Source organism: Marinobacter salexigens (assembly GCF_002806945.1).
Taxonomy (GTDB): Bacteria; Pseudomonadota; Gammaproteobacteria; order Pseudomonadales; family Oleiphilaceae; genus Marinobacter; species Marinobacter salexigens.
On record NZ_NIHC01000005.1, the window covers coordinates 212,506 to 225,871 of the forward strand.

At 53.0% G+C, this 13,366-nt stretch carries 9 protein-coding genes; 4 read left to right on the forward strand and 5 right to left on the reverse strand.

From position 1 onward, the window contains the following. The 3 genes from acs to CDH47_RS11205 form a co-directional block, all read right to left on the reverse strand. Positions 1–1,950 (reverse strand): acetate--CoA ligase, encoded by a 1,950-nt coding sequence (acs, locus tag CDH47_RS11195; protein WP_100639982.1) that lies wholly within the window; start codon positions 1,948–1,950, stop codon positions 1–3. Between the two features lie 250 nt (positions 1,951–2,200). After that, positions 2,201–3,712 (reverse strand): fatty acyl-CoA reductase, encoded by a 1,512-nt coding sequence (locus CDH47_RS11200; protein WP_100640186.1) that lies wholly within the window; start codon positions 3,710–3,712, stop codon positions 2,201–2,203. Between the two features lie 223 nt (positions 3,713–3,935). Next, entirely contained in the window at positions 3,936–5,258 is a 1,323-nt protein-coding gene (locus CDH47_RS11205) for an AAA family ATPase (protein WP_100639983.1), read from the reverse strand. Between the two features lie 208 nt (positions 5,259–5,466). Between CDH47_RS11205 and CDH47_RS11210 the strand changes: the two genes are divergently transcribed. The 4 genes from CDH47_RS11210 (at position 5,467) to CDH47_RS11225 (ending at position 11,590) form a co-directional block, all read left to right on the forward strand. After that, the gene (locus CDH47_RS11210) at positions 5,467–7,452 is read left to right on the forward strand and encodes an HDOD domain-containing protein (protein WP_100639984.1); all 1,986 of its coding nucleotides are present in this window, start codon (positions 5,467–5,469) and stop codon (positions 7,450–7,452) included. Between the two features lie 20 nt (positions 7,453–7,472). Beyond that, on the forward strand, positions 7,473–9,650 hold the full coding sequence (locus CDH47_RS11215) for a two-component system response regulator (RefSeq protein ID WP_100640187.1): 2,178 nt from the start codon (positions 7,473–7,475) through the stop codon (positions 9,648–9,650). A gap of 239 nt (positions 9,651–9,889) precedes the next feature. Further along, a complete protein-coding gene (locus tag CDH47_RS11220; protein ID WP_100639985.1) occupies positions 9,890–10,543 on the forward strand; it encodes a methyltransferase domain-containing protein in 654 nt (217 codons plus the stop codon). Positions 10,544–10,582: 39 nt separating this feature from the next. Next, complete coding sequence (locus CDH47_RS11225) at positions 10,583–11,590, forward strand: DUF2156 domain-containing protein (protein ID WP_100639986.1); 1,008 nt, start codon at positions 10,583–10,585, stop codon at positions 11,588–11,590. Here the strand turns inward: CDH47_RS11225 and murI are convergent. Next, a complete protein-coding gene (gene murI, locus CDH47_RS11230; RefSeq protein ID WP_100639987.1) occupies positions 11,585–12,418 on the reverse strand; it encodes a glutamate racemase in 834 nt (277 codons plus the stop codon). The genes CDH47_RS11225 and murI overlap by 6 nt on opposite strands. Continuing rightward, the gene (gene nudC / locus CDH47_RS11235; protein WP_100639988.1) at positions 12,415–13,242 is read right to left on the reverse strand and encodes an NAD(+) diphosphatase; all 828 of its coding nucleotides are present in this window, start codon (positions 13,240–13,242) and stop codon (positions 12,415–12,417) included. Before nudC ends, murI begins: the two co-directional genes overlap by 4 nt. Positions 13,243–13,366: the final 124 nt, after the last annotated feature.

Here is a 13,366-nt window from a genome sequence, read left to right on the forward strand (position 1 = left end):
TTATTTAAACTCACGATTGCTGATGAGATCATCCACCACGCTTGGATCTGCAAGTGTAGAGGTGTCTCCCAACTGGTCGTGCTCGTTAGCAGCAATCTTACGCAGAATCCGGCGCATAATTTTGCCTGACCGCGTTTTAGGCATGCCCGGTGCCCACTGGATGACATCCGGGGAGGCTATGGGGCCGATTTCCTTGCGAACCCATTGTACCAGCTCTTTTTTGAGCTCATCTGAAGGCTCTTCACCCTGCATCAGAGTCACATAAACGTAGAGTCCCTGACCTTTAATGTCATGGGGGAAACCAACAACCGCAGCTTCTGCCACCTTGTCGTGAGCCACAAGAGCGCTCTCGACTTCGGCAGTGCCCAAGCGGTGCCCGGAAATGTTAAGCACATCATCAACGCGCCCGGTAATCCAGTAATCTCCGTCTTCGTCCCTGCGTGCGCCATCTTCGGTAAAGTACATACCGGGGTAAGCGCTGAAATAGGTACGGATAAAGCGCTCGTGATCACCATAGATCGTGCGCATCTGCCCTGGCCAGCTGTCCAGAATAACGAGGTTGCCGTCAGCTTTGCCTTCCAGCAGATTCCCTTCGTTATCCATCAGGCCCGGTTTGACACCGAAGAAAGGCACAGTCGCAGAACCGGGCTTCAAATCAACGGCTCCGGGCAGCGGCGCAATCAGAATGCCACCGGTTTCTGTCTGCCACCAGGTGTCTACAATCGGGCACTGCCCGTTGCCTATAACGCGATGGTACCACTCCCAAGCCTCCGGGTTTATGGGTTCGCCCACAGAACCCAGCAACTTCAGGCTCTTGCGCGTTGTGCCTTCCATGCAGGCCTCACCTTCAGCCATCAGCGCCCGAATTGCCGTTGGTGCTGTGTACAGAATATTAACCTGGTGCTTGTCTACAACCTGGCCCATGCGTGAACTGTCCGGGTAGTTGGGGACACCTTCAAACAGAAGCGATGTAGCACCATTGCACAGAGGCCCATAAAGAATATAACTATGGCCTGTTACCCAGCCAAAGTCTGCTGTACACCAGTAAACATCACCATCTTTATAGTCAAACACATACTCATGGGTCATGGAGGCATATACCAGATAACCACCGGTAGTATGCAAAACGCCCTTGGGTGCGCCAGTAGAACCTGAAGTGTAGAGCATGAACAAAGGATCTTCTGCATTCATCGGCTCTGGCGGACATTCGGCAGACGCGCTTTCCATCAAATCTTCATAACGCACATCCCGGTCGTCATTCCAGGGCAAGTCTTTGTTTCCTGTACGGCTGACAACCACAACCTTCTCAACCGCCACACCTTCCCTGTCTTTCAGGGCAGCATCCACGTTCTTTTTCAATGGTACCTTGCGGCCACCGCGAAGCCCTTCATCCGCGGTCACAACGAAGCGTGACTTACCATTCACAATTCGGGCACCCAAAGCCTCGGGCGAGAAGCCGCCAAAAACAACCGAGTGGATGGCGCCAATCCGGGTACACGCCAACATGGCTACGGCAGTTTCAACAATCATGGGCATGTAAATAGTGACAACATCACCTTTCTTTACACCCAGGCTTTTAAGCACATTAGCGAATTTACTGGTTTCTTCATGCAACTGGCGGTAACTGACATGACGGGACTCTGCTGGGTCGTCGCCTTCAAAAATGATGGCCGTCTGATCACCGCGGGTTTCAAGATGACGGTCCAGGCAGTTTGCAGACGCATTCAACTCGCCATCTTCAAACCACTTGATAGACACATTTTTGGGGTCGAATGTGGTGTTTTTGACCTTCGTGTATGGTTTGATCCAGTCAATCCGTTTTCCGTGCTCTCCCCAGAAAGCATCTGGATCTGCAATAGACTGACGATACATCTCGTCATATTGTTCACGGTTTATCAGGGCCCGTTTAGCCACTTCCGGGCTTACCGGATAAAGGTTTTTATCAGTCATAGTGCTCCCCTTTGATCAGAGTTTGTTGTCATTGTCGATTTGGTCGATCCAGAGCAATCGGGCATGCAAGCCCTGTGGACACATAGCTGTAGTTCAACATGTGAACCATCACACAATGAATTAGACTAACGTCCTAACGTTCTTGGTCTTTTAGCTTAAAGCGTTCACTAACCTGCAAAAATCCAAGGGTAATTTCCAAACAGCGTGAGTTTCAAATAAAAAGCAGCCCCCTTAACGAACCCGGTAGAAATCAGGCAACCTTCTTTCGATCCCGAGAGCCCCGCCGGCCTTGCGCCTTCTTCGCGCTGAGTGCGTACTTGTTAAGGCCTGCCAAATGAATCTTGCGCAAATACACCGCCCAGTCAATCAGCCTGGCATCTACTGGAAACAGCGCCTTATCCACCTCGCCCATGCGCGATGCCAAGGCCAGCAGATCATCATTGCGAAAGATGTAATCCGGAGCGGTATAAAAACCGAAAATTGCTGCCAGCGAACGCGTTGTATCAAGGTTTCGTAGCGCCTTGAAGTCCCGGCCTTGCCCCAGCAGTCCCATCAACCGGTGCGTAAGGCTGAGCGGTATGCGAACACCGCCCACAAAGGCATCGAACAGGACCCGATTCACTGCAATAAAGGGTTTGACGGGCCGGCGATAAAACAGGTTCCCGTATGCGGCGTAATTGGTTTTAGCTTCTGCCATGAGGTGGTCAATGAACTCACCCACAGACACCGGGTTGGAGCTGCCACTGCAGCACTGATAAATTCTGGGCTGTGGTGGCTCGCCTATGGCCTCAGCAGCGGCAAGAATAATGGCGTTGGCAACCAGGTCGACGGGAATAACATCCACAATGCCAGAGCGCTTGCCAGGGAATATGGTTACTTTTTCCCGTGCGTAAGCAAGAATGATTGCGTCCGCCACTTTTACGCCTTCAATCCAGCCGGGGGACGGTTCTTCCAGCGCACTTTCAATAATGGATGGCCGCACAATGGTAATGGCTCGACCTTCCAGTGCCTTCATTAACAACTGCTCACCCAACCATTTGGTGAAGGTGTAGGTGTCACTCCAGCCGTAGCGGTTCGCTTCACGTATACCCAAGTCTACAAGTTTGCGCTCCAGCATTTTGCCGGTGTAGCGCGAGCGCACATCTGCAATGCTGTCGTTAAGCACCCGGATCAGCTCTTCAATTTCATAGTAGCCTGACGGGTTGCGAGGAATATCCTCACCTGCAGGCTTGATCACCGATTCGGTAACCTGGCCAGAGTTCATTCCATTTACATAACAGGTTGAAACCTGAACAACCGCAAGGGACGGATTCAGTCGCGCCAGTTCAGCAACATTTTGCAGGCACAAGGTGTTGATAGATAACGCCTTGTCCAGCTCTTCCCGAAAGTTGACGCTGGCCGCGGAGTTAATAACAGCATCAATGCTGCCCGCCAGTTTTTGGAGAGCCTCAGGCTGCAGGCCAAAACCCGGCTGTGTTACTTCACCTGTGACACAGTGCAAGCGCTCGTTCAGAAAAGCCTCGAACGCTTCGCTGTTCTCCTGGCGTAAACGATCAAACACAGACGAGGTGGAAATTTCACGGAGGAAGCGGCTACGGGCATCAGGACTCTGCTTATTGCCTCGTATCAGCAAATGTACACCACCAATGTCAGGCACTGCACGAATCAACTTTTCCAGCACGACCTTGCCCAGAAACCCTGTTGTGCCGGTAATCAGAACATGCTTGCCTCGCAGCTGCTCAAGTACCTTGGACGAAGACATTTCAGCCTCCCTTGTTTGATTTGCGATGACCAAAACTCCTTTTTCATGGATGCCTGCGGTACCCGATCCTTGCACAACTTCTATGGCAGTACGGTGACAAACCGCAAGGTTATCACCGAAACACACCTAACCGCGCCAGCACAAAACGCTACTCTACAAACTCTCGCAATGAAATGATGAAATAACCGGCATGTTCGTTCGTTTACGCCCTGGCCCCGCTAACTCAGGCCCCGCTGCCGTCCTCTTTTGCCAGCGATCGGAGCAACTGGTTCAAGGAAATACCGGAAGGCTGCTCCTTTAAAACCTTGACCAGGTTTTCCTGATCACCAAAACTGATACGGTCATAAAATGGCTCGGGAAGCACCGGCTGCGGCAGACTCCGCTCTTCTTCGCCGGGACTGTCGGATGGAGTGTCAGTCAGGGTAATTTCATCAGCCAGGTGTCTGAGATGTGTTGCCAGATGCTCACGCTGCTCCGAGCTCAGGTTTTCCCAGGCAATGGCACCCAGCCCAGTCTGAATAATTTCTATAGTGTCGTTGTCTGGCGTGCGCCCCAACAGGGCAAACAAGCGCATAAAAACGTCGTATCGCAGCATTGCACTTTCATCAGCGCCCCCGAGCACCGTTTCCAGTTCACCAACGGCTTGCAAACAGCGCTCTCGGGAAGTGGCTGAAGCATCTTGAACGTCCGCCTTTCGTGCTGAAGCAGATTGGCGCTTCGAAACCGAGTGCCAGTAGGCGGCTATACCGGCTTTACGCACAGGCAGTTGCGCCAGGCGCACCTCAAGCATGTCTGCCAAAGTACTGAATTGGCGGCAGGACGGGTCAGACAGGGGTAGGAGTGCCACCGGCTGCTGATTCAATACTGATTGGCGCAGGGTCTCGTCGCGCCAGATTCCTCCCATATAATGCAGGGAAGACTGAAGGTGGCGTCGCGCGGCTGCATCGAGGCGCTGAAACACAGAGCGGGCCTGACTGGCGCCCTGGGCCATGTTGACCAGCACACTGGGTGTTCGCTTGTAGCCTCGGCGCTTCAACACTTTGATCAGTGAAAATGCATCAGTAAGTGATGCAGGGTCCGGCGTTACCACCACACACGCCAGCTCCGCTGCAGCAATCATATGCAAACCAGTCGGTTGCAGGCCGGCTGCGGTATCCGTTATGACATAGTCATAGCGCCTTTCCAGCATTGAGAGGGCCCGCAGAATGCGGAAACTGTCCTCGGGTGCCATGTCCATGCACTCCTGGACACCAGAAGCCCCTGGCAGGATATGCAAACCATAATTTGCCTCCAGCAGAATGTCTTCCAGACGGCATTCACCGGTAACCACATTGGCCAGGGTACGCTCGGGGTATAGCCCCAACATGATACTGACATTGGCAAGATCGGTATCGCCGTCCAGTAGCAGTACGCGCTTCTCGTGGCGAGCCAGGGTAAGCGCCAGATTAAGAGCAACAGACGTTTTACCCACACCTCCTTTTCCGCCAGTTACAGCGATGGTTCTGGGTGGGTTCGCTTTGTGTATGGAAGATTCCTGAGCACTCATGGCAGGCAAGTTTACATCCTTGCAAAAACAACAAACGACGCTTTAAACTGTAAAAATTGTACACACATCACGCTTCGATGAACACGAAGATCAAAAAAAGAACAGTAGTAGTTTAATCTTCCCGAGTTTTTGTCTAAGCTCCCACTCAACTTATAATAAAAATGAACACAGTTTCATGATCTGATCTTAGCGCGCGACAGGCAAGCCTATGAATACAGTTCCCGACCTTCAGCTACCGAGCCTTCCGGAGGTCATTCTGCGCGCGCTGGAAGCTTGCCACCGAGATGACAGTTACCGTGCAATCAGCGAAATCGTGGCTTCAGACACTGCCTTGGTGGTTCGCATCCTGGCGCTCGCAAACTCTGCTCTTTACGGCCCCACACCCGGAATTCGCTCAATAGACCAGGCGTTGATGCGCCTGGGTACACGGCGTTTCAAGACACTGATACTGACTACAGCCCTGCGTCAGATCCTTTTTGATCTGGGCGGCGGTTCCTGGCAACAATTACGCGACTTCTGGCGGCTCGCGCTGACTACCGCCCTTACGGCTCGGGCCCTGGCAACGCTGACCCGCTACCCGGAAGCCGATGAAGCCTTCATGTTGGGAATGCTCCACAATATCGGAGAACTTATCGCCATTAAAACGGCGGACGTGGAAGCCCGGCAAGACTACATGGATCGACAATCAGAGATCGCGGCGGATCTGGTGACATCCTGGGGTTTAGGTCCCATGGCAGCAGACGCTATGCGATACCAACAGGCGCTGCCTTCGGAATTGCTGGATGCAGGCCATCTGGTCAAAGTAATCAGCCTGGCAGCCCGCCTCGCCTTGTCTGACTCCGCAGGCATTGCAGCGGCCGGCACTATGTTCGGGCTCAACGAGGATTTGATCCGGGAAGTCAATCGACGCATCAACCAAGACGTATCCCAAGTGGCAGAGTCACTGGGAATTCCGCTGATCAACAGCTACAACGTCGAGCCGGGGGCGCAGCAACTCCGCCACACAGTATTGCAGCAAACCATCGCCCAGCAAGCCATCAGCATTGTCGATCTTGCAGGCAACAGTGGTGCCATCCTTGCGGAAACGGTCAGTAGCCTGACTCTGATTACGGGGTTACCTGCTCTGTACTTTGGACATAGCGACAATAGTCTTGTTCTGCTTTCTGGCACTGTCGGAGAGGGCCCGCCCCTGGCCATAAGCCCGCAAGCAGGCGGCAGCGCCTTGACCGAAGCTTTCACCTCGCGAATGCCCGCCAGCCTTGATCTGCAGGCCCCTCAGGTGCTCGACCGGCAGCTTTTATCGCTATTAAGAACATCCACATTAGTGGCTGTGCCGGTGGTTACAGGTGATCGCTGCCCCGGCGTTTTCGTGCTGGGCGCTAATGGCGATATACCCGATACAACGTCTGAGCTGGTGCGCCTTTTTATTCAACAGCTTTCTGCTGTTCTTCAGGAAAAAGACGGCGCCCTGGAACCCAGAACAGACGAGGGGGCTTTGAGCAGCCAGATTGCCCTGGAAAGACTGCACAGGCAGATACATGAGATCAGCAACCCCCTAACGATCATTCGACAGTACATTCATCAGCTCAGAAACCGGCTGAACGATCCCGGCGTACAGGAACAGCTGGAAGTGGTGCGGGAAGAGCTCGATCGCGCCGGCAACCTTCTGTTGCAAATCAATCACACCACGATTAACAGCACCAATGACGGAACAGCCGACCTCAATGCAGAAATACAAAACCTCGCCCTGGTGCTGGAAGACAGTCTTTTCAGCGGCGGAAATCTGCATTTGAACGTGCTGCTGTGCAAGACCCCCACATTTGTTAGTGTTGGTCCGCCTGCAATTCGCCAGATTTTGATCAATCTGATCAGAAACGCTGCTGAAAACCTATCAGTCAATGGAGGCACCGTTACAATCAAAACCTCAGCTCCAGTGTGGCAAGGACACCGTAACTGGGTCGAGGTAGCGGTGGCCGACACGGGAACAGGCATACCCGATGGTTTACAAAAAAGCTTGTTTACGCCGGGAAAAACCACTAAAGGAGAGGGTCACAGCGGGTTGGGCCTGAGCATTGTGAAGCAACTTGTTGATGACATCGAGGGCATCATTTCTTTTCATACCGGGGCGGAAGGCACCACTTTCCGGCTATTGCTACCCGCGACCAGCCACGAAACCGGCAAGACTGACCGATGAACAACAGCGGACCCAGATCAATGGCACCTGAACAAACCGCCAGGGAAGCCTTACAGAATGCTGTACGCATTCTGGTCGCTGATGACGAGCCGCGTTTGGCCTCTGCCTTAGCCTCCCTGCTGCGCAGTTGCGGCTACCATGTCGCCGAGGCACATGGTGGCAAGCAGGCATGCGAGCTGATTGACACCCTCCGCTTTGACTTGGCCCTGCTCGATTTACGCATGCCTGAGGTAGACGGCTTCGCTGTCATGGCACACCTGGATAAACATCAACCCGAATGCGCAATGATCGTCATCAGCGGAGAAAGCTCCTTTACAGCAGTCAGCCGGGCGCTCAGGCGTGGTGCACAGGATTACATTCGCAAGCCATTTGACCCGGAAGAATTGATTGCCACCATAAAAGGTGTGGTCGGAAAGCAATCACTCCTCAAAGCCCACGACGACATTCAGGTGCGTCTTGAAAAATCGGAAGCCCTGCACCGATACATTGTAAACAGCTCGCCCGATATCGTTTTTATGCTGGATGCAAAAGGACACTTTTGCTTCATTAACAACAAAGTGGAGAGTCTTCTAGGCTATCGGCCGGCAGAACTTTGCGGCAAGCACTTCCGGCACATACTGGATGATCGCGATATAGCCCGAGGCGTCTATGCGCTCAACGCACCGGATATCAGTGCAGACAATCCCCGCACCCTTGAGATCCGCCTGAAAACACGAGGCAGCCGAAGAGCTACCCGACATTTCGAGATAACAGCCTTTCCCATTGCCCCTCAGGACTGGGTGCAGAGTAAAAGTAGTACCCAAGGCGGCGGCAATGGTCAGAATGCCAGTTATTACGGAACCGCCCGCGACGTTACTGAGCGCAAGGAAGCAGAAGCATTTATCAACTTCCAGGCTTATCACGATCTGCTCACGCGCTTGCCCAACCGCGCGCTATTCAAAGACCGACTGGAACTGGCGATAACCCACGCACGCCGCGCAAAACAAAAACTTGCGGTGATGTTTCTTGATCTGGACCGCTTCAAAGTCATTAACGATACCCTTGGCCACGCCATGGGCGACCGACTTCTGCAAGCCGTAACTCAGCGGCTGGAAAGCTGTGTGCGCAAGGGCGATACCTTGTCACGCTTTGGCGGTGATGAATTCACTCTGCTACTTCCATCGGTACATGGTAAGGAGGATGCCAGCCAAATCGCCCGAAAACTCATTAAAGCACTGAAGGCGCCCTTTATTTTGGGTGGTCATGAAGTATTTGTGGGTGTCAGCATTGGTATCGCCATCTACCCGGAGGCGGGGAGCAACATGGATCAACTGATCCAGAATGCCGACATTGCCATGTATCACGTCAAGGCCCAGGGGAAAGACAGCTATCGCTTCTTTTCCGAGAGCATGAGTATCGATACTACACAACGTCTGCTCTTGGAGCGAGATCTGCGCATGGCACTTGAGCAAGATCAAATGCGGGTATTTTATCAGCCCCAGGTTTGCGCAAGCACAGGCCGGATTGTAGGGCTCGAGGCACTGGTACGCTGGCAACATCCCGAGCGCGGCCTGCTCTACCCTCGGGATTTTCTGGGGCTGGCCGAGGAAACCAAACTGATTGGTCTGTTAAGTGAGCAAGTTCTGGATCAGGCCTGTCGGGATGTCGGCCAATGGATTCGCTCCGGCCACCCCGACTTGCGCCTGGCCGTAAACCTCTCGCCTATAGAAGTGGAGCACCCCCAGTTTGTTGAAACCCTGATGGAGCGGGTTAAAGCTACCCATTTCCCTCCCGGTAATCTGGAAATCGAAATTACCGAAAACGTGATCATGAATGACCTGGACCAGATTAGTCAGAAGCTCCGCGAACTGGCAGACATGGACATTCGCATCGCCATTGATGATTTTGGCACAGGCTACTCATCACTCAACTATCTGCACAGACTGCCTATCCATACCCTCAAGGTGGATCAATCCTTCGTTAAAGCCATTCGCAGTGGCGTAGATGATGCCTGCATTGTTAATGCAATAGTGGCAATGGCCCACGGCCTGAAACTGGAGATTGTCGCAGAAGGCGTAGAAACAGATATGCAGCTTGAGTATCTGCGTACTCTGGGCTGCCATCAGGTCCAAGGTTTCTTCTATGGCCCTGCACAACCCGCCAAAAATATCAGCAAGTTACTGATGAAGGCCCAAGCTCGCTCTTTCGTATCTGGCTAGTTTCGTCTGCCCCACCAAATACTCCCCACTCCAATCAATACCTTGACATTATTGGCAAATATTACATTTCGTAAACTTGTGTATCTCGAAATGAGGATTAGGGCACATACTTTTTCTAACCCACCCAATAGACTTGGTTTCTCAAGGCATTGGCCATCCCACTGCACTGATCTGTCATCAGGGCAAAAAAAACAATAACGATGGCAATCCCCAGTTATCAAGAGCAGGCAGCAGTCATTATGCGCGACAAGTACCGCTATATAGGCCCCGTATACGATTTCCTAAGCAACCTTTACAGCGGGAAAAACATCCATCGCTGTAAAACAGCCATGCTTGACGTGGAAACCGTTAAGTCAGGCGACCGTATCCTGTTTGCCGGTGTGGGGCATGGAAGGGACGCCATTCGTGCTGCAGAGCTGGGCGCCGATGTAACCGTGGTAGACCTGTCAGAAACCATGCTCCGTAAGTTCGGCGAGGCTCAGGAAAGCGAAGCGCCTCACCTTTCTATCCGCCGCATTCACAGCGACATCATGAAGGTAGACGAGGTTGGCCAGTACGACATGGTTGTCGCCAATTTCTTCCTGAATGTATTCGATGAAACCATGATGGTGAAGGTACTCGAACACCTTATAAGCCTGGGAAAAACAGACGCTCACATTGTTGTTGGCGACTTCAGCTACCCAACCGGCAACCTCTTCTCGCGCACGTTCAAGAAGCTGTACTGGTATATGGCCGTTTTTATCTTCTGGCTATTTGCAAACAACGCCTTTCACAAAATTTACAACTACCCGGAGCACATGCGGCGCCTGGGCCTTGAAGTGACCGAGAAAAAGCACTTCAAACTACTGAACATGGATTGTTACTGGTCAATTCTCGGCCGCAAGCAGTCATAACTGACCGCCTGCAAAACAATAACAACCGGGGGATTCACTATGTCAGATCAAACTCTTGCGCTTGACCAGGTATCAGGCCTGGAAACCACGGCGTTTACATTCAGTGAGCGAGTGGCATACCTGAAGAGGTTTGGCGGCCACTCCCAATCCTTCTCTACCCTACAGCCGGGAATGCAATATTTTGATGTGCCAGATCTAGGCTATATCGCCTACATGCGCAAATGGGGCGCTACCATCGTTCTTTCCGATCCAGTATGCGCCCCGGAAAACTTTGGCGAAATTCTTGAGCGCTTCCAGAAACGCTTCCCTAATGCTTCCTACGTTCAGGTTTCCAAGTCAGTGGTGGACTTCTTGCACCTGCGCTTTGGCCTGCACGGAACCCAGTTCGGCAGCGAATCCCGAATTGATCTGGGCAAATGGACTCTGAGCGGTAAGAAAAAGCAGATTATCCGTACCGCCCTGAACCAGGCCAAAAAAACTGGAATCACCGTTCAGGAACGCTATAGCGATGATAATACTCGTGAAATTTCTGAAGCCTGGATTCGTACACGAAAGTGCAAGAGCAATGAAATCCGTTTCCTGATTCGCCCGATGGAAATGGAATATAAAGAGAACGAGCGCCGTTTTTACGCGTATCAGGATGGTAAAGCCGTCGGCTTCATCTACTTTGATCCGATTTATCGCAACAACGAAATCATCAGCTACGTCCCGAATATTTCCCGAGCCAACGCAGACTTTCGGCAAGGTATTTTCTATACCCTCATGGCCCACGCCATGGATGTTTTCAAGGCCGAAGGCATTCCATTCCTGGATCTGGGACTTATCCCATTATCGCTTGATGCAAACACAGAGCATCAGGAAAGCCGTCTCTTGAAGCGGATCTTGCACGGCCTCTACAACAGAGGAAACTTCATCTATAACTTCAAGGGGCTGGAGTTTACCAAATCGCGTTTCCGCGGTGACAACTTCAAAACCTACTGTTGCCACAAGCGCAGCATCCCGGCGCTGGAGTTTCTTGCCATGTTCAAACTAACCCAGGTGTTATGAGTCTCCGGGCCAGCTTCCAGTAACCTCCTTCGGCTGCAGGCCCAACCCTGCCATAAATTCTGTAATGCCTTCCGGTATTTCACCCGAGAAGATGGCTACGGCGACTGGAGGGCACATCGCATCGTCTTGTCCCTGTGCGTCGACACTTCTGCCAGTTTGCGCCAGAAGCCACTCAACACGGCGGGCAATAGCATCCCCTGAGTCCACCCAGAACCTTACCTCCGGCAAGCTTTGTTTGAGGCTATCCAGCAAAAGTGGGTAGTGTGTGCATCCAAGAACCACCGTATCAACCTTGGCCTCTCGCAGGCTCGCAAGTGCACTATCAAGTTCAGCCTGGGGCACGGCTACTCCCCTGGCCAGGCCCTCCGCCCACTGAACAAGCCCCGGGTGACCCACCCGCCCAACCAGACAGTGGGAAGCAAATTCCCGCACCAACTCATCAAGGTAAGGCCGGCGAACCGTTGCGGGTGTGGCTAATATACCTATGCGCTGGTTCAGGGTTTGCGCCGCCGCAGGCTTCACTGCCGGTACCACACCCACTACCGGCACCTTTATGATCGCTCGCAGGTGCGGGAGAGCAATCGTGCTGGCGGTGTTGCAAGCTACAACCACTGCATCACAAGGGTATTGCTCAAGTGCCCGGGCAATGAGCGCACAACAGCGCTCAATCACCACAGATTCAGGTTGGCTGCCGTAAGGAAAGGCATCATTATCGGCCAGATACACCATGGCAGCAGCGGGGAGCCGTTCATGCACGCAGGCCGCAACACTTAGCCCGCCAATACCGGAGTCAAACACCAGAACTCTGGGCACGCTACTCCCACTCAAGTTCTGTTCCCTCCACTGGCAATCATTCTTTCCATATCCCGAATCAAACGACCTGAAATAGTGGTATCAGGAGGCACTGGCGGCCTGCTACCCGGCAAGAACCAGCCCGCATCGGCAAGCTCATCTTCCTGAAGAACCAACTCACCACCCGCATAATCCGCAAAAAATCCGGCCATTAACTGGTGCGGGAATGGCCAGGGTTGGGAGGCCTGATATTGAATATTGGTGACATCCAGGCCAGTCTCTTCTTTCACCTCACGGGCAACTGCCGCTTCCAAGCTCTCTCCGGGCTCCACAAAACCCGCAATCAGGCTGTAAAAATGGCGCTGAACCCGTGAGGATTTTGCCAAAAGATATCGGTCCTGTTTGCGTATGACCACGATTACACAAGGAGCAAGCCGCGGGTACCAGGGAATGTTGCATCTATTGCACCACTTTGCTCTTTCCCGCCGATGAAATCCCGTGCTACCGCCGCAGCGTCCGCAGTATTGATGGTCCCGGAACCACTGCCAAACCTGAAAGCCGGTACTGAGCATAGCTGCCGGCACATCACTGGCTGCCAAAAGCGCATCCCGCAGAGGTACAACATCGCTTTCGGCGCCCGGTGGTTCCGGCACTTCCGTTACGAAAACCGGGCGACCTCCTGCGCTTCCCAAGGATACGAAACCGGTATTTCCAGCATTTTCAGGTACAGCCTCCAGTGGCTGCAACCAGTCATCGGCCAGCTTGAGAATGCCGCCCCCTGACAGCACCAGCACAAGGTCGCCCCGCTCGGGGGCCTTGGTCGTCCAACCGGGGCTCCAGTGAATTGTTGAGGTCGCCATCTGCCTTTACGCCTTAGTGATAAATGAGCCAAACAGGAATGTATCATAGAGCCGGGAGCATCAAGAATGCAGCAGTGACTTTCCGGCTCCCACTCAACCAAGTAAACTTGGCGACTGATTTTCA

Coding starts and splice junctions, on each gene's coding strand:
- CDH47_RS11225 (WP_100639986.1), top strand. CDS start 10,583: ATGTCAGATCAAACTCTTGCGCTTGACCAGGTATCAGGCCTGGAAACC.
- CDH47_RS11215 (WP_100640187.1), top strand. CDS start 7,473: ATGGCACCTGAACAAACCGCCAGGGAAGCCTTACAGAATGCTGTACGC.
- acs (WP_100639982.1), bottom strand. CDS start 1,950: ATGACTGATAAAAACCTTTATCCGGTAAGCCCGGAAGTGGCTAAACGG.
- CDH47_RS11205 (WP_100639983.1), bottom strand. CDS start 5,258: ATGAGTGCTCAGGAATCTTCCATACACAAAGCGAACCCACCCAGAACC.
- CDH47_RS11200 (WP_100640186.1), bottom strand. CDS start 3,712: ATGTCTTCGTCCAAGGTACTTGAGCAGCTGCGAGGCAAGCATGTTCTG.
- CDH47_RS11210 (WP_100639984.1), top strand. CDS start 5,467: ATGAATACAGTTCCCGACCTTCAGCTACCGAGCCTTCCGGAGGTCATT.
- CDH47_RS11220 (WP_100639985.1), top strand. CDS start 9,890: ATGCGCGACAAGTACCGCTATATAGGCCCCGTATACGATTTCCTAAGC.
- nudC (WP_100639988.1), bottom strand. CDS start 13,242: ATGGCGACCTCAACAATTCACTGGAGCCCCGGTTGGACGACCAAGGCC.